Below are 19866 nucleotides of genomic sequence, written 5' to 3' on the forward strand. Positions count from 1 at the left end.
CCCCCCCCCCCCCCCCCCCCCCCCCCCCCCCCCCCCCCCCCCCCCCCCCCCCCCCCCCCCCCCCCCCCCCCCCCCCCCCCCCCCCCCCCCCCCCCCCCCCCCCCGCGTCCGGGGCGGTCTCCGGACGCCGCGAACCGGTGGGGCACGATGGCGTCGTGCTGCACGACCCCACTCCCCGGACGCCGTCGGACCCGTCCGCGACGCCGCCCCGGGCGCTGCTGACCGTCACCGGGGTCGACCACCCGGGCGTCACGGCCCGGCTGTTCGGTGCCCTGGCCGCAGCCGGTGACGGCCGGCGGGCGATCGAGGTGGCCGACGTGGAGCAGGTCGTGGTGCACGGTCAGCTGGTGCTCGGCGTCGAGGTGACCGCGGTGGCGCTCGACGGCGGCGACCCGGTGGACGAGGCGGCGTTCCTGCGCCGGCTCACGCGGCTGGCCGCCGAGGTCGCCGACGCGACGGGCATGCAGGTGCAGGTCGACTCCATCGACGAGCAGGGCCGCCCGAGCGGCCGGGCGCACCACGTGATCGTCCTCGGCCGCCCCGTGCCGCCCGCCGCGGTGGCCGGCGCCGCCTCGGCGATCGCCGGCATCGGCGGCAACATCGACGCCATCCGCCGGCTGTCGGACTACCCGGTCACCAGCTTCGAGCTCACCGTGTCGGGGGCGGAGTCCACCGAGCTGCGCACCGCCCTCGCATCCGTGGCCGCCACCACCGGTGCCGACATCGCCGTGGAGCAGGTGGGCCTGGCCCGCCGCAGCAAGCGCCTGATCGTGCTCGACGTCGACTCCACGCTCGTCCGCGGCGAGGTCATCGACGAACTGGCCGCCCGTGCCGGGCGCGCCTCCGAGGTCGCCCGCATCACCGCCGCCGCGATGAACGGCGAGCTCGACTTCGCCGAGTCGCTGCGGGCCCGTGTCGCCGCCCTCGCCGGGCTGCCCGTCGGCGTGCTCGACGAGGTGCGCGAACACCTGGTGCTGACCCCCGGGGCGCGCACCCTGATCCGCACCCTCAAGCGACTGGGCTTCCGCTGCGGCATCGTCAGCGGCGGCTTCACCCAGATCACCGACCCGCTCGCCGCCCAGCTCGGGCTGGACTTCGCCGCGGCCAACACCCTGGAGGTCGCCGACGGGTGCCTCACCGGCGGACTCGTGGGCGAGATCGTCGACCGGGCCGGCAAGGCCCGCGCCCTGGCCCGCTTCGCCGACGAGTACGGCATCCCGCTGGACCAGACCGTGGCGGTGGGGGACGGCGCCAACGACCTCGACATGCTCAACGCGGCCGGCCTGGGCATCGCCTTCAACGCCAAGCCCTACGTGCGCGAGCAGGCGCACACCGCGCTCAACCAGCCCTACCTGGACGCCGTCCTGCAGGTGCTGGGCTTCACGCGCGACGAGGTCCTCGACGCGGTGCCCTGACACGGTGACACCGTCGTCCTCCGGACGACACCGCGGCCACGTGGCGTCCCCGGCCTGCGCGCAGCCGCTGCCCGTGTCCCGGTCGGGAGGCCCTCCGGGCCCCTGCCGTCCCCTGCGTCCGAGCGTCCGCGCGGCGCTCAGCCGGGCTGGTGGACCGTGCCCTCGAGCTCGACGCCGGCGGTGCGCAGCTGGTCCAGGGCGGCCGCGGTGGTCTCCGGCGCCACGCCCGCGGTCAGCGGCAGCAGGACGCGCGTGGTGAACCCCTCCGCGACGGCGTCCAGGGCGGTGGCGCGCACGCAGTGGTCGGTGGCGATGCCGACGACGTCCACGGCGTCCACCCCGTGCCCGCGCAGCCAGTCCGCCAGGGGCACGCCGTCGGCGGCGCCCTCGAAGCCGGAGTACGCGGCGGCGTACTCGCCCTTGTCGAACACCGCCTCGATGGGCCCGCGGTCGAGGCGGGGGTGCAGCTCGACGCCGCCGGTGCCCACCACGCAGTGCCGCGGCCAGGTCTCGACGAAGTCCGGCGCCGCGGCGAAGTGACCACCGGGGTCGACGTGGTGGTCGCGGGTGGCCACGACGTGGGCGTAGTCGCCGGCGTGCCGGCGCACGTGCTCGGTGATCGCGCCGGCCACCGCCTCGCCGCCGGCCACCGCGAGGCTGCCGCCCTCGCAGAAGTCGTTCTGCACGTCCACCACCACCAGTGCCCGGGTCATCGCCGATCCCTCCTCAGACCGTGACCGTCTCGATCGCGCACTCGCCCCGCGACAGCGCCCACGCCTCCTGCGGCAGGGCCTCCTTCACCCGCTCGTGGTGGGCGCGGGCCGCGGCGAGGGCCGCACGCGGCGACACGGGGTCGCACACCCGGCCGCCGCGCACCAGCTCCACGACCAGCTGCCGGTCGCCGTCCTCGGGGGTGATCGGGCTGCTGCAGATGACCTCGGCGGTCGCCGTCCCGTCGGCGTCGTGCCGGCGGACGGCGTGCTTGCGGCCGCCCACGGAGTTCTTGCCCTCGGACCGCTTGGCCACCGGGACGCCGTCGCGCTCCACCAGCTTGTAGACCATGCCGGCCGTCGGCGCCCCGGACCCGGTCACCAGCGAGGTGCCGACGCCGTACCCGTCGACCGGCGCCGCCATGAGCCCGGAGATGGCGAACTCGTCCAGGTCGCTGGTCACGATGATCCGCGTCCGCGTCGCGCCGAGGGAGTCCAGCAGCTCGCGGGCGTGCGTGGCCAGCGTGGGCAGGTCCCCGGAGTCCAGCCGGATCGCGCCGAGCTCCGGGCCGGCCACCTCGACCGCCGTCCGGATGCCCTGGTCGACGTCGTAGGTGTCCACCAGCAGGGTCGTGCCGACCCCGAGGGCGGCGACCTGGGCCCGGAAGGCCGACGCCTCGTCGTCGTGCAGCAGCGTGAAGGCGTGCGCGCTGGTCCCCGTCGTGGGGACGCCGTAGCGCCGACCCGCCTCGAGGTTGGACGTCGACGCGAAGCCGACCAGGTGCGCGGCGCGGGCCGCGGCCACGGCGGCCTCCTCGTGGGTGCGCCGCGAGCCCATCTCGATGCACGGACGCTCGCACGCGGCGGCGACCATGCGCGCGGCGGCCGAGGCGATCGCGCTGTCGTGGTTGAGGACCGACAGGATCAGCGTCTCCAGCAGCACGCCCTCGGCGAACGGGGCGCGCACGGTCAGCACCGGGGAGCCGGGGAAGAAGAACTCGCCCTCGGCGTAGCCGTCGACGTCCCCGCTGAAGGTGAAGTCGGCCAGCCAGTCCAGCAGCCGGGCGTCGGTGAGCCCCTGCTCGCGCAGGGTGGCGAGGTCCTCCTCGGAGAAGCGGAACCGGGGCAGCTGCTCCAGCAGCCGGCTGGTGCCGGCGACCACGCCGTACCGGCGGCCGTGCGGCAGGCGGCGGGCGAACACCTCGAAGACGCAGTCGCGGTCGGCGGTGCCGTCGGCGAGGGCGGCGGCGACCATCGTGAGTTCGTACCGGTCGGTGAGCAGGGCGGGACCCGTCGACATGGCTCCGGAGCGTAGGCGGCCGCGCCGGGGGCGACCCGTCGAGCGGCGGGGTCCTAAGGTGGGGGAGTGGGCGGACCACTTGCGCCGACACGGACGCCGGAGACGACGGTCGAGGAGCACGCCGATCTCGACCGGCCCTGGGTGACCATCGTCTGGGACGACCCGGTCAACCTGATGACGTACGTGACCTACGTGTTCCAGGAGCTGTTCGGCTACGACGAGGCGACCGCGACCGCGCTCATGCTCGAGGTGCACCACGAGGGCAAGGCGATCGTGAGCTCCGGGCCCCGCGAGCGGATGGAGCACGACACGAACCGGTTGCACGCCTACGGGCTGTGGGCCAGCTTCCAGCGGGACACGTGAGCCGGTGAAGCCCTTCCGCCGCCGCGGCGACGAGTTCGTCGCCCGGCTCAACGACGCCGAGGTCAGCATCGTGGGCCTGCTGCTCGACCAGCTCGAGCAGCTGCTGGACGCCGACGAGGCCGACGCGGGGTCCGACCCGGTCCTGGCGCGGCTGTTCCCCGCGGGGCACCGGGGGGACCGACAGCTGGCCGACGAGTACCGGGAGCTGACCCGTGACGGCCTGGCGTCGGGCAAGAGCGACGACCTGGCCACGGTGCGGGCCACGCTGCCCGCCGACGGCGGCGCCGTCCGGCTGGACCCCGACCAGGCGCAGGCCTGGCTGCGCACCACCAACGACCTGCGCCTGGCGCTGGGCACCCGGCTCGGGATCGAGGCCGACAGCGAGCCACCGGAGGACCTCGCCTCCGAGGAGGGCCAGCAGCTGGCGGTCTACTACTGGCTCACCGGCCTGCAGGGCTCACTCGTCGACGCGCTCGTGGCCGGTCGCGCCGGCCGAAGGTGAGCAGCACCAGCACGGCCAGCAGCAGGTCGAGCACGAAGAAGACGTGGACCAGGCCGTGCAGCTCCACGCCCCGGACCATCGCCCCGACCGTGGAGACGAGGACGACCAGCGACAGGGTGGCCACCAGCAGCAGGGTGAGCAGTCGGATCGACACCAGCAGGACCAGTGAGGCCCGGTCGGCCCCGACGTCGCTGCTGTAGTGCCCGCTGCGCCGGCTCAGGCCCCCGACGCCGAGGACCAGGGCCGGCACCGCGACGACCAGGACACCGACGACCAGGAGCACTCCGAGGACCACGGTCCGGCACGGTAGCCGGTGCCCGAGGCCCGTCGTCCCGGCCCGAGCGGGGGCGTTGCGACCGGGCGCCTAGACTGGGGCCGTGCTGCGCATCGACCGCGCGACCTACGACGCCATCGTGGCCCACGCCCGGGAAGACCACCCGGACGAGGCCTGTGGCGTCGTCGCGGGCCCCGAGGGCAGCGACCGCCCCGAGCGCTTCATCCCGATGCTCAACGCCGCGCGGTCGCCCACGTTCTACGAGTTCGACTCCGGTGACCTGCTGCGGCTGTACCGGGAGATGGACGACCGGGACGAGGAGCCGGTGGTCATCTACCACTCGCACACCGCCACCGAGGCCTACCCGTCGCGGACCGACATCAGCTACGCGTCCGAGCCCAACGCCCACTACGTGCTGGTCTCCACGCGGCACCACGGGGAGCAGACCGGGCTGGCCGGCGACGAGGTCGAGTTCCGCAGCTTCCGCATCGTCGACGGCGAGGTGAGCGAGGAGGACGTCGAGGTCGTCGAGTCCTACCTGTTCGGCCACTCGCCGACCACCGTCGTCTACGACTGAGGAGACCCCCGGCCCCCACGGCCCGCACGCCCGGCGCGGGACCCTGGACGGGGCCGGGCCGACGGGGCCGCCAGGAATGCCCCGCGGCGAGCGGGCGTTGCCCGTCCAGATGCACGTCCCGCGGCACGCGGGTCCGTACACCCCCACATCCTGAGGAGACCAGTACGCCATGGCCATCGAGGTCCGGATCCCGACCATCCTGCGCACCCACACCGGCGGCAACAAGACCGTCGAGGGCACCGGCGACACCCTGGGCGCGCTCGTCGACGACCTCGACGCCAAGCACCCGGGCCTGAAGAACCGCCTCGTCACCGAGGAGGGCAAGCTGCACCGCTTCGTCAACGTCTACGTCAACGACGAGGACGTCCGCTTCACCGGCGCGCTGGACACCCAGGTCAAGGACGGCGACTCCGTCACGATCCTCCCGGCGGTCGCCGGCGGCTGCTGAGCCCCGCTCGGCTCCCGCCCCGCACCCGTCTCCCGGAAGAGCACCCCGATGGCCCGCTTCGCCTCCCTCGTCGACTCTCTCGGCAACACCCCCCTCGTGGGGCTGCCGAACCTGTCGCCGACCCCTGACGTCCGGCTGTGGGCCAAGCTGGAGGACCACAACCCCACCGGCTCCATCAAGGACCGCGCGGCGATCTCGATGATCGAGGCGGCCGAGAAGGAGGGGAAGCTCAAGCCGGGCGACACCATCCTCGAGCCCACCAGCGGCAACACCGGGATCTCGCTGGCGATGGTCGCCCGCCAGCGGGGTTACCGGCTGATCTGCGTCATGCCGGAGAACACCTCGATCGAGCGGCGTCAGCTGCTGGAGATGTACGGCGCGCAGATCATCAGCTCCCCGGCGGCCGGCGGCTCCAACCAGGCGGTCGCCGTCGCCAAGGGGCTGGCCGCCGAGCACGAGGACTGGGTGATGCTGTACCAGTACGGCAACCCGGCCAACGCCGAGGCGCACTACACCGGCACCGGCCCCGAGATCCTGGCCGACCTGCCCTCGATCACCCACTTCGTCGCGGGCCTGGGCACCACCGGCACGCTGATGGGCGTCTCCCGCTACCTGCGGGAGAAGAAGCCCGACGTGCGGGTGATCGCCGCCGAGCCGCGCTACGGCGAGCTGGTCTACGGGCTGCGCAACATCGACGAGGGCTTCGTGCCGGAGCTCTACGACCCGGAGCTGCTGGACTCCCGGTTCAGCGTCGGGCCGCAGGACGCCGTCCGCCGGACCCGCCAGCTGGTGGAGCAGGAGGGCATCTTCGCCGGCATCTCCACCGGCGCGATCCTGCACGCCGCCCTCGGCATCGCCGACAAGGAGGTGGCGGCCGGGCGCCGGGCCGACATCGTCTTCATCGTCTGCGACGGCGGCTGGAAGTACCTGTCCACCGGCGCCTACGCCGGCACGCTGGAGGAGGCGACCTCCGCGCTGGAGGGCCAGCTGTGGGCCTGAGCCGGGGCCTGCCCTCCACCTGAGCGGGGGCATGCCCTCCACCTGAGCCGGGGCCTGCTCTGCGCCTGAGCCGGGGCCTGCTCTGCGCCCGAGCCGGGGCCTGCTCTGCGCCTGAGCCGGGGCCTGCTCTGCGCCCGAGCCGGGGCCTGCTCCGGGCGTGAGCCGGGGCCTGCTCTGCGCCCGAGCCGGGTCCTGCTCTGCGCCCGAGCCGGGTCCTGCTCCGGGCGTGAGCGCCGTCTCCCGGCGTCGCCCGCTAGCCTGACCTGCGTGCCTGGGACAGTCGACCGCCCGCGGGGCGCCGCGTGAGGCTCACGATCGTCGGCTGCTCCGGCAGCGGCCCCGGGCCGCAGTCGCCCGCGTCCTGCTACCTCGTGGAGCACGACGGCTTCCGGCTGCTGCTCGACCTCGGCAACGGCTCCTTCGGCGCCCTGCAGGGGCTGGCCGACCCGGCCGCCGTCGACGCGGTGTTCCTCTCCCACCTGCACGCCGACCACTGCCTGGACGTCGCGCCGTTCGTGGTCTGGCACCGCTACTCCGGGCGGTCCACCCGCCAGCTGGTGCCGATGTACGCGCCGGTGGGTGCCGAGCGCCGGCTGGCCCTGGCCTACGACATGGACGGCGAGGGGCTGACCGACGTCTTCGACTTCGTCCCCGTCGGGGCGGGGCGGCTGGACCTCGGGCCGTTCACCGCCGAGCTGGTCCGCACCGCGCACCCGGTCGAGTGCTACGCCATCCGCCTGGACGCCGGCGGCCGGTCGCTGGTCTACACCGGCGACACCGGCGCCAGCGACGCCGTCGTCCAGCTGGCCCGCGGAGCCGACGTCCTGCTGGCCGAGGCCGCGCACCCCGACGTCCCGGGCCTGCCGCCGGCCCTGCACCTCAGCGGCCGCGAGGCCGGTGAGCACGCCGCGGCCGCGCAGGCCGGGCGGCTGCTGCTCACCCACGTGCCGGCGTGGATCGACCGGGAGGCCCAGCTGGCCGACGCGCGTGCGGTGTTCGCGGCCAGCGAGCTCGTGGAACCCGGCGCCACCTACGACGTCTGACGGTCCCCCTCGCGCGCTCGGGGCGGTGCCCTGGACCGGGCGTGGCCGGCTCCCTCCGCGCTTGCTCGCTGCCGCGATGGCGGGCACGGTGGGCCGGTGGTCGACGACGAACGGGACGGCGTCCGGCTGACCAGCCTGGACGCGCCGCTGGGTGACGGGCTGGACGTGACCAAGGGCGACCTGGTCGACCACCTCGACGCCTTCGCCGACCGGCTCGTCCCCCTGCTGGCCGGGCGCCCGCTGTCGGTGATGCGGGTGCGCCCGGGCCAGCAGCCGTTCATGCAGCGCAACGTCGCCAAGGGCGCCCCCGACTGGGTGCGCACGGTCGCGGTCTGGTCCCAGGGGGCGCACCGCGAGGTGCACCAGGTGCTCTGCGACGACCGCCGGACCCTGCTGTGGCTGGCCAACCAGCGGGCGGTGGAGTTCCACGTCCCGTTCGTCCCGGCCGGCGCGGAGGAGCCGACGGGGATCGTCCTGGACCTCGACCCACCGGAGGGCGCCGGATTCGACGTCGTGGTGCGGGCCGCGGGCCTGGTCCGGCAGGCACTGGCCGACGCCGGGCTGGCCGGGGCGGTGAAGACCAGCGGCTCCAAAGGCGTGCACGTCGTGGTGCCCGTGCGGGGCGCCCGCGCCGACGACGCCGCGGCCGCCACCCGGGCGCTGGCGGTGCGGGCCGAGCGACTGGACCCGGAGCTCGCGACGACGGCCTACATCAAGGCCGACCGCCACGACCGGGTCTTCCTGGACTCCACGCGCTCCTACGCGTCGACGATCGTCGCCGCCTACAGCCCGCGGGTGCGGCCGGGGCTGCCGGTGTCGGCCCCGGTGTCGTGGGAGGACCTCCCCGCGACCCGGCCGGGCGACGTCACCGTCCGGACGGCGTCCGAGCGGCTGGGGGACGGCGACCCGTGGGCCGCCCTGCTGCCCGACCCCCAGGAGCTGCCGCCCGACCTCGTCGCCGAGGGGCACACCATCCCGGTCGCCCGCGTGCAGGCGATGCACGAGGGGCGCCGCCGGGCCCGCGCCCGCCGCGCGGAGGAGGCGGACTGACCCCCCGGCCCTGACGCGGTGACCGCGGCGGGATCTCAGGCCAGGCCGAGCTCCCGGCGCAGCTTGGCCACGTGACCGGTCGCCTTGACGTTGTAGGAGGCCTTCTCGATGCGGCCCTCGGCGTCGACGATGAAGGTCGAGCGGATCACCCCGACGACCTCCTTGCCGTAGAGCTTCTTGGGGCCGAACGCGCCGTAGGCAGTCAGCACCTGCTTGTCGACGTCGGAGACCAGGGTGATGCCGAGGTCCTCCTCCTCCCGGAACCGCAGCAGCTTCTCCGGCGGGTCCGGCGAGATGCCGATGATGTCCAGCCCGGCCTCGGCGAGGTCGCCCGCGGCGGCGGTGAAGTCGACCGCCTGGGTGGTGCAGCCGGGGGTCAGGGCGGCGGGGTAGCAGTAGACGATCACCCGGCGTCCGCGGTGGTCGGCGAGGGAGACCGGGTTGCCGTCCGCGTCGGGCAGCGTGAACTCGGGCGCCGGGTCGCCGGGGGCGAGGCGGACGGGTGCCGTGTCGGTGCTGCTGTCGGTGTCGGTCATGCCCGGCATCCTGCCGTGCGCCTCCGACGGCCCTCTACGGGGAGCACCCCGTGGGGAGGACTCAGCCCGGGAGGAACGACAGGCGCACGTGCCGCTGCGGGTTGTCGGTGTTGGTGTCGACGAAGCAGATGCGCTGCCAGGTGCCCAGCTGCAGCCGCCCCTCCAGCACCGGGACGCTCGCGTGCGGCGGCACGAACGCCGGCAGCACGTGGTCGCGGCCGTGCCCGGGGCTGCCGTGCCGGTGCCGCCAGCGGTCGTCCCGGGGCAGCAGGACGTCGAGCTGGGCCAGCAGGTCCTGCTCGCTGCCCGACCCCGTCTCGATGATCGCCACCCCGGCCGTCGCGTGCGGCACGAACACGTGCAGCAGCCCGTCGGCCTCGGCGCGCACGAACTCGGCGCACTCGTCGGTGAGGTCGACGACGGTGGGGACGCCGCCGGTGCGGACCGCGCGCAGCTCCGATCGCATGCCCCCGATCCTGCCGGGGCCGACCGGTGGCCGCGCGGCGCGCACTACTGTCGGCGTACGTGACGGCGACCCCCGCGAAGACCCGCCCCGACGGCCGGGCGGCCGACCAGCTCCGGCCGGTGACGATCACCCGCAACTGGCTCGACCACGCGGAGGGCTCGGTGCTCGTCGAGTTCGGCCGCACCCGCGTGCTGTGCGCGGCGAGCGTCACCGAGGGCGTGCCGCGCTGGCGGAAGGGCTCGGGCCTGGGCTGGGTGACCGCCGAGTACTCGATGCTGCCGCGCGCCACCCACACCCGCAGCGACCGCGAGTCGGTGAAGGGCCGGATCGGCGGCCGCACGCACGAGATCAGCCGGCTGATCGGCCGGTCCCTGCGCGCCTCGATCAACCTGGCCGCGCTGGGGGAGAACAGCATCGCCATCGACTGCGACGTCCTGCAGGCCGACGGCGGCACCCGCACCGCGGCGATCACCGGTGCCTACGTGGCCCTGGCCGACGCCGTGTCCTGGCTCGGTGCCCGCAGGAAGCTGGCCCGCCCCACGGCCATCGTGCAGTCGGTGGCCGCGGTGAGCGTCGGCGTCGTCGACGGGCAGCCGCGCCTGGACCTCGCCTACGAGGAGGACGTCCGGGCCGGCACCGACATGAACGTCGTCTGCACCGGCGACGGCAGCTTCGTCGAGGTGCAGGGCACCGCGGAGAACGGCGTCTTCGACCGGGCCACGCTCGACGCGCTGCTCGACCTCGCCGTCGCCGGCTGTGCCGAGCTGAGCCGGCTGCAGGCCGACGCGCTGGCCGGGGCGGAGGGCGGGCGGTGAGCACCCGGCTGCTGCTGGCCACCCGCAACCCGGGCAAGCTCGCCGAGCTGCAGCGGCTGCTGGAGTCCGCCGTCCCCGGGGTGGAGGTCGTCGGCCTGCGGGACGTCGAGGAGTACCCCGAGGCGCCCGAGACCGGTGCCACCTTCGCCGAGAACGCGCTGCTCAAGGCGCGGGAGGCGGTGCGGTACACCGGCCTGCCCGCGGTGGCCGACGACTCCGGGCTGACCGTCGACGCGCTCAACGGCATGCCGGGTGTGCTCAGCGCGCGGTGGTCGGGGCGGCACGGGGACGACGAGGCCAACACCGCGCTGCTGCTGGGTCAGCTGGCCGACGTCCCCGACGAGCGGCGCGGCGGGGCGTTCGTGTGCGCGGCCGCCGTCGTGACCCCCAGCGGGGCCGAGCACGTGCTGGAGCGCTCGTGGCGCGGCCGGGTGGTGCGGGAGAAGCGCGGCAGCAACGGGTTCGGCTACGACCCGGTGTTCCAGCCCGACGGCCTCGACCTCACCGCGGCCGAGCTGGCCCCGGCGGAGAAGGACGCCCGGAGTCACCGCGGTCAGGCCTTCTCGGCGCTGGTCCCGCTGGTGGCCGAGCTGCTGCGGCCGGCCTGACCGGGCTCACCGCAGGGCGACCCACCCGACGAACCACAGCGACAGCGCGGCGATCGAGGGCGGGAAGGCCAGCACGAGGAAGGCCGCGAACGCCCGGTCACCGCGCCAGACGATCCGCTGGCGGGGGCCCTTCATCCGGTGCCGGCCGGTGAGGGGCAGGGCGGTGCGGGCCACCCCGGCCTCCTCCCCGGCGGTCAGTGCGACCGAGCGGGCGGCCTGCCAGGCCTCGACCCGCGCCCAGCCGGGGGCGACCCCGCAGAGCAGCGCGAGCAGGGCCGCGCCGGCGAGCACCGGCACCAGGCCGACGACCCCGAGCACGAGCAGGCCCGCGGCGGCGGCGCCGGCGGTGAAGCCGGCGACGGTCACCGCGGCGAGGCAGAACACCGCGCCGAAGGTCACCATGAGGATCGCGTAGCCGGGCAGCAGCGCCTCGTCCCACGACCTGCCCATGACCAGCATCAACGGGATCTCGGCGGCCAGCACCAGACCGCAGACGAGGAAGACCCTCCGCAGGTCGACGCGCGGCGGGCGCACCGCCCACGCAGCCGCGGGAGCCGGCCGGGCGGGCGCCGGCAGCGAGGTCGTGGTCACCGCTGCACCTCCGGTGCGATGTCGGTCCAGGCCACCCGGCCGTGGACGTCGGCGGCGGCGTGCCGGCCGGCACCCGTGGACGCCGGTGCCTCGGAGCGCGCCGCCTGCCCGGACGGCGCAGCCGGTGCGCCCGGGCCCTGGACGTGGGCGGAGAGCCCGTGCTGGGTCTTCTCCCAGTAGAACGGCTTGGTCAGGAGCTGCCAGGCGGCCTTGTACGAGGCGATCGAGTGCAGCAGCCAGTAGAGCGGCGACAGCAGCGCGAAGGGCACCAGGCCGTAGCTGCGCCGCTTGAAGCCGGCCAGCAGCGACAGGTAGATGATCACGCCGTTGCCGAACAGCAGGTTGGCCAGGCTCACGAGGGTGAGCCACTCCGGCAGGTCCGGGACGATCACCCCCGGCAGCAGCAGGTCGGCGAGGAACAGCGCGTACAGCCACGGGGTGGCCAGGAACATCAGCGGGGTGCCGCCGATGAGCAGCGCGAAGCCCGCCGTCTGCCGCAGCCCGACGGTGCGGACCAGCGTGAGCGGGTGCCGGGTGTGCACCAGGACCGTCTGCATGTAGCCCTTGATCCAGCGGCTGCGCTGCCGGATCCAGTTGCCGACGGCCATGTTGGCCTCTTCGTAGGTCGTCGAGTTGACGACCGCGACGCGGTGCCCCCGGGCCGAGGCGCGGATGCCCAGGTCGGCGTCCTCGGTGACGTTGTACGGGTCCCACCCACCGAGCTGGCGGAGCAGGTCGGTGCGGAAGTGGTTGCTCGTGCCGCCCAGCGGGATCGGCAGCCGCAGCTTGTCCAGGCCGGCCAGGGTGTAGTCGAACCACGAGGAGTACTCGAGGGTGAACATGCGGGTGAGCAGGTTCTCCCGCGCGTTGAAGTAGTTCAGCGCGGCCTGCACGCACACCAGGTCCTCGCCGCCCTTGCGGAAGGCGATCAGCGACTTCTTCAGCTGGTCGGGGTCGGGACGGTCCTCGGCGTCGTAGATGACGACGAACTCGCCACGGGCGAACGCCAGGCCCACGTTGCACGCCCGCGGCTTGGTCTTGGGCAGCGAGTGCGGGACGACGATGATCCGGACGAGGTCCGGCGGGGCGGCGGCCAGGGCGGCGCTCAGCGTCTCCGGGTCGTCCTCCTCCAGCAGCAGGAGGATCTCCAGCTTCTCCCGCGGGTAGTCCAGCGCGGCGAGGTTGCGCATGAGCAGGCCGACGATGCCGGCCTCCTTGTAGACCGGCACGAGGATCGTGTACCGGGGCAGGTCGGTGTCCTGGAGCGCCGCGACCTCGGCGTCGGTCACCTGCTCGACGGTCTCGTACGCGGTGCCCACGGTGCTGATCAGCGCCTTGGTGCCGACGGCGAGGGCGACGGCGACGTTCACGACGGCGACCAGCCAGAACATCGTGGTGGAGAACCACAGCGCGGCGCAGACGATCGTGCCGACGGCGAGGGTGACGCCCAGCGCCACCTGCTGCCAGACGAACACCTTGGACGCCGACTCGTCGGGACGCCGCTCGGCCAGCGACCGCACCGCGTCGTGCACCAGCTCGTCCCGCCACACCGTGCGCAGGGCGCGCTGCACGTCCCAGTCGGTGGTGACCACCTGGCGCACCCGCTGGATGCCGGTGCGCTGCACGACCTCCTGGGCGACGTGGGCGGACGGGCGGCCGGCGGTCGCGACGACGACCTGCGGCTCGCCGTCGGCGTCGTGCTCCACCTGCAGCGGCACCCACACCTCGCGGGCGAGCATCGCCGAGGGGAACAGCCGCGCCAGGTCGGGGTCCACCTCGACCGGGTCGACGAAGGCCATGTCCGCGCCCCACACCTCGGCGAGCGCCACGTACAGCTGCCGGCGGGTCACCAGGCCCCGGGCGAGGAGCACCGCGCCGAGGGGCTCGCCGACCTTCTGGTGCTGGCGGAGCGCGTCGGTGAGCTGGGCCTGGGTCAGCACACCCTGCTCGACGAGGACGTCACCCAGCCGGCGCTCGGGGGGCGGCAGGGCCGCGCCGGGTGCCGTCAGGCCGGAGGTCGCCGGCTGCGAGGACAGAAGTGTCACGGCGAGGGAGTCGGCAGACCCGGGGCCCCGGTCAAACCGGGGGCCCCGGGCCGTCACCCGGACGGGTGAGTCAGCCGGCGGCCGGGGCGAACCCCAGCCAGTCCAGCAGGTCGCCGTCCACCCGGGGGTCGTACTCCGCCCGGTCCTCCTCGGGGGCGGCGTGCCGGCCCGGGCCGCGGTCGGTGGCGATGCGGACGACGTCGTCGGCGTCGGGGGCGAGGTGGCGGGGGCCGGTGAGGGAGAGGGTCACGCGACGTCGTCGGCAGGTCCGGCCGCGCGGCGGAGCGCCCCGGGCGACGACGACCCGATCGGGCGACGGGACGGCCCCCTCCGCGGGGTGAGACCGGCGCCGCCGGGCTCGGGACCGGTCGGTCCGGAGCCGATCCCCACCCCGGGTGCCCGCAGACGGCGGGCGCCGGACCGTGGGGGACGAGCACACATGAGCAACCCGACTGTGAGGACGTTGCGGGCGCGGCGCCGCCCGGGCGGGCGGAGGCTGTCCACCCACGCCGCCACCGCCGGCCTGGTCGCCGTGCTGCTGGTGCTGACCGTCTTCTCGGTCGTCGCCGCGGTCGCCAACGCCCGCGCGGCCCAGGAGGCCGAACGGAGCGCGGCGGTCTCGACGTGGTCGGCGGAGGCCGAGCAGTCCCTCCTGCAGATGGAGGACCTCGCCGACGAGCTGGTCGTGGAGCCGGACGACGAGGTGCGCGCGGAGTACGAGGCCACGCGGGCGGCCACGCGCCACGCCCTGGAGGAGCTGGGCTCGGTGGAGGGCGCCGGCCACGAGGGCCTGGTGGCCGGCTGGCTGCAGCGCCTGGACAGCTACGCCCGGTCGGTGGACGCGCTGATCGCCGCCGCCGCGCAGGACCCCGCCGCCGCGGAGGCGTTCGAGGAGGAGTTCGTCGACCCCCACTACGACGAGCTGGAGATCATCGTCAAGGACCAGGCGAGCGAGCACTGGGCCGACGCCAGCACGGCGCTGGACGCGATGGGCGACTCCCAGCAGCTGCTCGTCGTCGCCACGCCGGTCGTCTTCGGTGTGGGGCTCGGACTGGTCGGCTGGTTCACGGCGGTGCTCACCCGCAGCCGCCGCGAGACCGTCGCCCAGGCCGAGCGGAACCGCCAGCAGGCGCTGCACGACGCCCTCACCGGGCTGCCCAACCGGGCGCTGCTGCGCCAGCGCGGGGAGGCAGCCCTCGCCGCCCTCACGCCCGGGACGGCGCCGGCCGCGCTGATGCTCATCGACCTCGACCGGTTCAAGGAGATCAACGACACCCTCGGCCACGCCTACGGGGACCTCGTGCTGCAGGCCGTCGCCACCCGGCTGCGGGAGACCCTCCGCGCGACCGACACCGTGGCCCGGCTCGGTGGTGACGAGTTCGCGATCCTGCTGCCCAGCGTGGACGGGCCCGAGGCGGCGCTGGACCTGGCGGCCCGCGCGCTGGCGGCCATGGAGGCGCCGATCGACGCCGACGGGGTCTTCCTCGACGTCGACGCCAGCATCGGCATCGCGCTGTCCGGCGTCCACGGGACCGACGTCCAGACGCTGCTGCAGAGCGCCGACATCGCGATGTACTTCGCCAAGGACCGCGGCCTGGGCGTCTGCGTCTACGACGCCGAGCTCAACGTGCACAGCCCGGAGCGGCTGGGGCTGCTCGGCGAGCTGCGCCGCGCGATCGACGCGGGGGAGCTGGTGCTGCACTTCCAGCCCAAGGCCGCGCTCTCCGGCGAGGAGGTGCGCGGGGTGGAGGCGCTGGTGCGCTGGCAGCACCCCGAGCGCGGCCTGGTGGGGCCCGCCGAGTTCATCCCCCTGGCCGAGCGGACCCCGCTCATCCGGCCACTGACGCGCCACGTGCTCGACGCAGCGCTGGCGCAGTGCGCCCGGTGGCGGGCGAGCGGCCGGACGCTGCGGGTGGCGGTCAACATCTCCGCCCGCAACCTGCTCGACGAGCGGTTCGTCGACGACGTGCTCGAACTGCTGGCCCTGCACGACGTGCCGGCGTGGTGCCTCGAGCTGGAGGTCACCGAGAGCGCGATCATGGCCGACCCCGAGCGGGCACGGGCCATCCTCACCCGGCTCGCCGAGGTGGGCGTGACCCTCTCGATCGACGACTTCGGCGCCGGCTACACCTCGCTGGCCCACCTCAAGGACCTGCCGGTGCACCAGCTCAAGGTGGACCGCTCCCTGGTCACCGGCGTGACCCTGGACGGGAGCAACGCGCTCATCGTCCGCTCGGTCGTGGAGCTGGCCCGCAACCTCGGTCTCACCACCGTGGCCGAGGGCGTGGAGGACAGGGAGACCTGGGACCTGCTCGCCCGGCTGGGCTGCGACGTCGCCCAGGGGTACCTGCTGTGCCGGCCGATGCCGGCCGAGCAGCTGGAGGAGTGGTTCGACCGCACGGCGGTCGACGTCCGAGCTGGGACGCGACCGGAGGCCCGCGTGCGGGAGGGGGAACACCCGCCGGCTGCTATGCATCAAGGAGCCTGGCCGTGCGGGGGTCCCTCGTCGAGCGGGGCCCAGGCGACACTCCCTGCGTCCAGTGTCACTCATGTTCACGCTAGCGACGCTTCTGTCACCTCCTGCCGTCCACCAGTCAGCGAGCGTGACGTCTCCTAGAGCTCCTAGCTACCGTGGCCGAGTGCCGGCCCGGATCACGACACCGCCGCGCTGATGGACGACCCCTCGGCCTCGGTGGTCGCTGCCCTCCTCACTGCCTCAGTGGCGCTACTAGTCGGCCTGGTGACCGTTGCTCAGAAGTGGCGCAGCGAGGCACGCGAGGCCTGGTGGGCGCGGGCGCAATGGGCCATCGACAAGAGTCTGAGCGCCGACCCCGTCGAACGGGAGATTGGCGGTGACACCATGGGAGTCCTGGGTGCGCACTCGGACTTCGGCGTGACGGATGCCGACGTCCGCGTGCTTGAGATCGCGCTCCTGCGGGCCATGGTGGACACGGCGGCGTCGACGCGGAGCGGGCTAGAGCAACCTGCCGCGGAGTCGCGCTCAGCGAGCGGGAACTCGGGCGAGCTCGACCTGTCGGCCCGCGCCCTGCCACGCATCCCCACGGATGCCTATCGCGTCGGTGACAACATCGTCGTCCAGTTCGATCTCCCCGGCGCGAACTGCGAATCGATCGACCTAAGCGTCGAAGGCAACGAGTTGACCGTCAGCGCAGGGCGGTCGGTGCCACAGCTGGAGAATGCCGAGTGGATCGTGTCGGAGAGGCCGTACGGCACCTTCACAAGGCAGCTGGCACTCGGGAGCGACCTCGACGCCATCCGACACGAGGCGCTCTACCGCGACGGCGTGTTGACCGTCAGCATCCAGATGGCCGAGAAGGGGAAGCCCCGCAAGATCGTGGTGGCGCCATCGGCGCGCGATGAGGACCAGCGGGCGGGCACCACGGAAGACGCGGAGGACCTGGACACCGTCACGCCCCCCGTCGCCGCTACCGCAGTGCGTCATCTTCCGGACCCGGTGGAACGCGCCCAACGCTCAGCTGCCAGGGCGTTGGTCGCCGTGAAGGACCGGCTTGGTGAGCCTGTCGACGCCGAAGCCATCGAACGCGCCGGGATGGCGGTGGATGAGCGCCGCACCTCGCGTCGCAGACCCTCGAGCCGCCTAGGGCGCGGAGGTCGGGGCAACTGAACATCGAGGACGGGCCGGCGATGCGTGGTGACCTTGAATCCAGCTCAGGTCCCATTGCTTGCGATCCGCCACTGGACGTCGATTGACCTGCGAACAGGCGGCGACGCGTGCGGGAGGGGGGAGTCGAACCCCCACGCCCGAAGGCACCAGATCCTAAGTCTGGCGTGGCTGCCGTTACACCACTCCCGCTCGAGGGCCGAGTGTAGGGATCGCCCGTGCGGGTGGCCCTCGGCCGACGGGAACGCGCTGGACCGTGCCGCGTCTGGCAGGCTGTCGCCCGTGCCTCGCGACCCTCGACAGATCCAGCTGGAGATCGACGCCGCCCGTGAGTCGCTGGCGGCCACCCTGGACCAGCTGGTCTACCGGAGCAGCCCGCAGCGCCTGAAGGCCAAGGGTCAGGCCGCCGTCCAGCAGTTCCTGCAGACGCCGGCCGGGATGGCCACCGTCGGGGCGGTCGGCCTGCTGGTCACCCTCGTGCTCGTCCAGAGGGTCCGGCACCGCAACGACTGACCCACCGCCGCGCGCGGCGGGGGCTCAGGCCCCCGGCCGCGCGTTGGCGATCAGCGGCAGGACGACGACCTCGAGCACGCGCTCCACGTACTCGTCGTCCACCGGCTCGCCGGTGAGCAGCCACCGCTGCACGATCAGCGCGCTCGTGGCCTCGGCGGTCACCGACTGCGCCAGCCCGGGGCGGACCTCGCCACGGGCCTCGGCGCGCGCCCACATCCGCGCGTAGGCCGCCCGCCACACCGCCAGGGGCCCGTTCCGGAACGCCTCGACGAGGGCCGGCTGGTGCTGCATCGCGGGCAGCAGGGAACGGATCGCGGCCCCGGCGGGGCTCGTGGTCGCCGTGGCCACCAGGTGCATGAGCTCCCGCAGGTCGCCCTCGATGGTGCCGGTGTCGGCCGGCACGGCCATGGCGCGGCTCATGTCGGAGATCGTGTCGACGACGAGGTCCTGCTTGGTCCGCCAGCGGCGGTAGATGGTCGCCTTGCCGACGCCGGCCTCCGAGGCGACGGCGTCCATCGTCAGCGCGGCGTACCCGACCTCGGCCAGCAGTCGCAGGATGGCCGCCCGGATCACCTCGTCCCGGCTGGGGTCACGAGGGCGCCCACCCCGCGCGGGGCGTGGCATCTCAGTCATCTGCGGTGCGACCATGGAGCTGACCTTAGACATTCAAGTTGGCGACGCCCGACAGGCGTGCAACGTGTTTGTGTCCGACGGGGTTCCGCGAACCCGCGCGCCTGTCCGCGCCCCCGCCGCCGCTCGGTCATCCTGCTGCGGTGGGGAGCACCGTCGGCAGCGCGCGGCGCCGGGAGTACTGGCACGTCCCCGGCTCCGTGGGCCGGGTGATGCTGGGCAGCACGGACGAGGACCTGCTGGGGGAGGTGGCCCGCGCCGCACGGGGCGCCGGGTTGTCGGTCTCGGGTGGGCCGGACCTGCTCGACCTCACCGACGAGGACGGCGGCCGCGGCGTCGACCGCCTGTTCCGGCACCTGGCCCGGGAGCTGACCACCGCGGAGGCCGAGCACGTGCGGGTGGCCACCGACCCCCCGACGCACGGCTCCCCGCTGGCCGCCCGGCTGCTGAGCGCCCCGACGCTCGCCGTGGAGCTGGCCCGCCGCGGGGTGACCGCCGAGATCGGCGTCCTCGCCGAGGCCGAGCTGTGGTCGGTGTACCAGCCGATCGTCCGCCTGGCCGACCGGTCGGTCGTCGCGCACGAGGCGCTGCTGCGTGGCCTGGTCGACGGTCGGGAGGTCGGCGGTGAGGACCTCTTCTTCGTCGCCGAGTCCGCCGGCTGGCTGCCGCGGCTGGACCGGATCGGCCGGGAGTCGGCGATCGCCGGCGCCGCGCCGTGGCTGGGTGGGGCCGACCTCTACGTGAACTCCGACCCGGCGTCGGTCGTCCGGCCACGGACCGGCCTGGCCTCGACCGAGCAGGCGTTGCACGAGGCCGGCATCGAGCCCGGCCGGCTGGTGGTGGAGGTGGGCGAGGTCTCGGCCGTCGCCGACCGGGGTCACCTGCTGTCGGTGCTCGAGCACGCCCGTTCGCTGGGCTGGCGGGTCGCGCTGGACGACGTCGCGGCCGGCTGGTCGAGCCGGTCCCTGCTGTCCACGGTGCGCCCGGACGTCGTGAAGCTCGGCCGGGCGCTGGTGCAGGCCCTCCCCGACGCCGGCGCGCGGACGATGGTGCGCTCGGTGGTGGAGGTGGCCCACGGGCTGGGCGCCGAGGTCGTCGCCGAGGGCGTGGAGAGCGAGCAGGTCGCCGAGGAGGTCACGGACCTGGGGGCCGACCTGGGGCAGGGCTGGCTGTTCGGGCGCCCGGTGCCGCCGCCTCGGGGCGACGACGGGACGTCCGCCGGCTCCCCGCCCGTCCTCCGGGCGCCGCGCTGACCGTCGGCTGACCACTCCGGCAGCGTGCGCGCGGCCGCACCGGCGCGCGCGGGCCCGACGACGTGTTCCGGGGGGACCGAAGGAC

General features: G+C 74.4%; 23 protein-coding genes and 1 tRNA gene. 14 read left to right on the forward strand and 10 right to left on the reverse strand.

All coding sequences use genetic code 11. The features are described from left to right. Positions 1-155 precede the first annotated feature (155 nt). A complete protein-coding gene (serB, locus tag ACI79E_RS02125; RefSeq protein ID WP_456930898.1) occupies positions 156-1415 on the forward strand; it encodes a phosphoserine phosphatase SerB in 1260 nt (419 codons plus the stop codon). A gap of 137 nt (positions 1416-1552) precedes the next feature. Here serB and ACI79E_RS02130 read toward each other — a convergent pair whose 3' ends face one another. Next, positions 1553-2128: a nicotinamidase gene (locus ACI79E_RS02130; RefSeq protein ID WP_456930899.1), complete on the reverse strand. Its 576-nt coding sequence runs from the start codon at positions 2126-2128 to the stop codon at positions 1553-1555. Positions 2129-2141: 13 nt separating this feature from the next. Then, a complete protein-coding gene (locus tag ACI79E_RS02135; protein ID WP_456930900.1) occupies positions 2142-3425 on the reverse strand; it encodes a nicotinate phosphoribosyltransferase in 1284 nt (427 codons plus the stop codon). A 66-nt stretch (positions 3426-3491) separates the two neighbouring features. On the opposite strand from ACI79E_RS02135, the gene clpS reads away from it, so the two are divergent. Then, positions 3492-3788, forward strand: a complete 297-nt coding sequence (gene clpS / locus ACI79E_RS02140; RefSeq protein ID WP_456923165.1) for an ATP-dependent Clp protease adapter ClpS — start codon at positions 3492-3494, stop codon at positions 3786-3788. Positions 3789-3792: 4 nt separating this feature from the next. Further along, on the forward strand, positions 3793-4290 hold the full coding sequence (locus ACI79E_RS02145) for a DUF2017 family protein (protein ID WP_456930901.1): 498 nt from the start codon (positions 3793-3795) through the stop codon (positions 4288-4290). Here ACI79E_RS02145 and ACI79E_RS02150 read toward each other — a convergent pair. Further along, positions 4229-4585, reverse strand: coding sequence for a hypothetical protein (locus ACI79E_RS02150; RefSeq protein ID WP_456930902.1), 357 nt, complete (start codon positions 4583-4585; stop codon positions 4229-4231). The genes ACI79E_RS02145 and ACI79E_RS02150 overlap by 62 nt on opposite strands. Positions 4586-4667: 82 nt before the next feature. Here ACI79E_RS02150 and ACI79E_RS02155 point away from each other — a divergent pair, with 82 nt between their 5' ends. From ACI79E_RS02155 to ACI79E_RS02175, 5 genes are all read left to right on the forward strand, one after another. Then, positions 4668-5141, forward strand: a complete 474-nt coding sequence (locus tag ACI79E_RS02155; protein ID WP_456930903.1) for a Mov34/MPN/PAD-1 family protein — start codon at positions 4668-4670, stop codon at positions 5139-5141. Positions 5142-5310: 169 nt separating this feature from the next. Continuing rightward, positions 5311-5589 carry a ubiquitin-like small modifier protein 1 gene (locus ACI79E_RS02160; RefSeq protein WP_436693918.1) on the forward strand — a complete coding sequence of 93 codons (279 nt, stop codon included), beginning with the start codon at positions 5311-5313 and terminating at the stop codon, positions 5587-5589. A gap of 48 nt (positions 5590-5637) precedes the next feature. Further along, complete coding sequence (locus ACI79E_RS02165) at positions 5638-6588, forward strand: PLP-dependent cysteine synthase family protein (protein WP_456930904.1); 951 nt, start codon at positions 5638-5640, stop codon at positions 6586-6588. Positions 6589-6890: 302 nt separating this feature from the next. After that, entirely contained in the window at positions 6891-7631 is a 741-nt protein-coding gene (locus ACI79E_RS02170; RefSeq protein ID WP_456930905.1) for an MBL fold metallo-hydrolase, read from the forward strand. A 96-nt stretch (positions 7632-7727) separates the two neighbouring features. Then, positions 7728-8681 (forward strand): DNA polymerase domain-containing protein, encoded by a 954-nt coding sequence (locus tag ACI79E_RS02175; protein ID WP_456930906.1) that lies wholly within the window; start codon positions 7728-7730, stop codon positions 8679-8681. 35 nt (positions 8682-8716) lie between these two features. Here ACI79E_RS02175 and bcp read toward each other — a convergent pair whose 3' ends face one another. Then, a complete protein-coding gene (gene bcp, locus ACI79E_RS02180) occupies positions 8717-9217 on the reverse strand; it encodes a thioredoxin-dependent thiol peroxidase (RefSeq protein WP_456930907.1) in 501 nt (166 codons plus the stop codon). Positions 9218-9278: 61 nt separating this feature from the next. Next, on the reverse strand, positions 9279-9683 hold the full coding sequence (locus ACI79E_RS02185) for a YjbQ family protein (RefSeq protein ID WP_456930908.1): 405 nt from the start codon (positions 9681-9683) through the stop codon (positions 9279-9281). Between the two features lie 59 nt (positions 9684-9742). On the opposite strand from ACI79E_RS02185, the gene rph reads away from it, so the two are divergent. Beyond that, complete coding sequence (gene rph, locus ACI79E_RS02190; RefSeq protein ID WP_456930909.1) at positions 9743-10498, forward strand: ribonuclease PH; 756 nt, start codon at positions 9743-9745, stop codon at positions 10496-10498. Further along, complete coding sequence (gene rdgB / locus ACI79E_RS02195; RefSeq protein WP_456930910.1) at positions 10495-11106, forward strand: RdgB/HAM1 family non-canonical purine NTP pyrophosphatase; 612 nt, start codon at positions 10495-10497, stop codon at positions 11104-11106. The genes rph and rdgB overlap by 4 nt, the downstream gene beginning before the upstream one ends. A 6-nt stretch (positions 11107-11112) precedes the next feature. Here rdgB and ACI79E_RS02200 read toward each other — a convergent pair whose 3' ends face one another. The 3 genes from ACI79E_RS02200 to ACI79E_RS02210 all read right to left on the reverse strand — a co-directional run bounded on the left by ACI79E_RS02200 (position 11113) and on the right by ACI79E_RS02210 (position 13992). After that, positions 11113-11697: a hypothetical protein gene (locus tag ACI79E_RS02200; protein ID WP_456930911.1), complete on the reverse strand. Its 585-nt coding sequence runs from the start codon at positions 11695-11697 to the stop codon at positions 11113-11115. Beyond that, positions 11694-13742: a glycosyltransferase gene (locus ACI79E_RS02205; RefSeq protein WP_456930912.1), complete on the reverse strand. Its 2049-nt coding sequence runs from the start codon at positions 13740-13742 to the stop codon at positions 11694-11696. The genes ACI79E_RS02200 and ACI79E_RS02205 overlap by 4 nt, the downstream gene beginning before the upstream one ends. A gap of 70 nt (positions 13743-13812) precedes the next feature. Then, complete coding sequence (locus ACI79E_RS02210; RefSeq protein ID WP_456930913.1) at positions 13813-13992, reverse strand: hypothetical protein; 180 nt, start codon at positions 13990-13992, stop codon at positions 13813-13815. Positions 13993-14181: 189 nt separating this feature from the next. Here ACI79E_RS02210 and ACI79E_RS02215 point away from each other — a divergent pair, with 189 nt between their 5' ends. Continuing rightward, complete coding sequence (locus ACI79E_RS02215; RefSeq protein ID WP_456930914.1) at positions 14182-16359, forward strand: putative bifunctional diguanylate cyclase/phosphodiesterase; 2178 nt, start codon at positions 14182-14184, stop codon at positions 16357-16359. 54 nt (positions 16360-16413) lie between these two features. After that, positions 16414-17388: an Hsp20/alpha crystallin family protein gene (locus ACI79E_RS02220; protein ID WP_456930915.1), complete on the forward strand. Its 975-nt coding sequence runs from the start codon at positions 16414-16416 to the stop codon at positions 17386-17388. Between the two features lie 108 nt (positions 17389-17496). Here ACI79E_RS02220 and ACI79E_RS02225 read toward each other — a convergent pair. After that, a tRNA-Leu gene (locus ACI79E_RS02225) sits at positions 17497-17577 on the reverse strand. Between the two features lie 90 nt (positions 17578-17667). On the opposite strand from ACI79E_RS02225, the gene ACI79E_RS02230 reads away from it, so the two are divergent. Then, the gene (locus ACI79E_RS02230; RefSeq protein ID WP_456930916.1) at positions 17668-17898 is read left to right on the forward strand and encodes a DUF3618 domain-containing protein; all 231 of its coding nucleotides are present in this window, start codon (positions 17668-17670) and stop codon (positions 17896-17898) included. A 24-nt stretch (positions 17899-17922) separates the two neighbouring features. Here the strand turns inward: ACI79E_RS02230 and ACI79E_RS02235 are convergent, their stop codons facing one another. Next, entirely contained in the window at positions 17923-18531 is a 609-nt protein-coding gene (locus ACI79E_RS02235) for a TetR/AcrR family transcriptional regulator (protein ID WP_456930917.1), read from the reverse strand. Between the two features lie 140 nt (positions 18532-18671). Between ACI79E_RS02235 and ACI79E_RS02240 the strand changes: the two genes are divergently transcribed. After that, positions 18672-19781, forward strand: coding sequence for an EAL domain-containing protein (locus ACI79E_RS02240; RefSeq protein WP_456930918.1), 1110 nt, complete (start codon positions 18672-18674; stop codon positions 19779-19781). Positions 19782-19866 lie beyond the last annotated feature (85 nt).

The organism is Geodermatophilus sp. SYSU D00079 (genome assembly GCF_054050635.1).

Excerpts from the sequence above, each read along its gene's own strand:
- ACI79E_RS02130 (WP_456930899.1), bottom strand. The coding sequence starts at position 2,128 with ATGACCCGGGCACTGGTGGTGGTGGACGTGCAGAACGACTTCTGCGAG.
- ACI79E_RS02135 (WP_456930900.1), bottom strand. The coding sequence starts at position 3,425 with ATGTCGACGGGTCCCGCCCTGCTCACCGACCGGTACGAACTCACGATG.
- ACI79E_RS02160 (WP_436693918.1), top strand. The coding sequence starts at position 5,311 with ATGGCCATCGAGGTCCGGATCCCGACCATCCTGCGCACCCACACCGGC.
- ACI79E_RS02165 (WP_456930904.1), top strand. The coding sequence starts at position 5,638 with ATGGCCCGCTTCGCCTCCCTCGTCGACTCTCTCGGCAACACCCCCCTC.
- bcp (WP_456930907.1), bottom strand. The coding sequence starts at position 9,217 with ATGACCGACACCGACAGCAGCACCGACACGGCACCCGTCCGCCTCGCC.
- ACI79E_RS02185 (WP_456930908.1), bottom strand. The coding sequence starts at position 9,683 with ATGCGATCGGAGCTGCGCGCGGTCCGCACCGGCGGCGTCCCCACCGTC.
- ACI79E_RS02215 (WP_456930914.1), top strand. The coding sequence starts at position 14,182 with ATGAGCAACCCGACTGTGAGGACGTTGCGGGCGCGGCGCCGCCCGGGC.
- ACI79E_RS02220 (WP_456930915.1), top strand. The coding sequence starts at position 16,414 with ATGGACGACCCCTCGGCCTCGGTGGTCGCTGCCCTCCTCACTGCCTCA.
- ACI79E_RS02235 (WP_456930917.1), bottom strand. The coding sequence starts at position 18,531 with ATGACTGAGATGCCACGCCCCGCGCGGGGTGGGCGCCCTCGTGACCCC.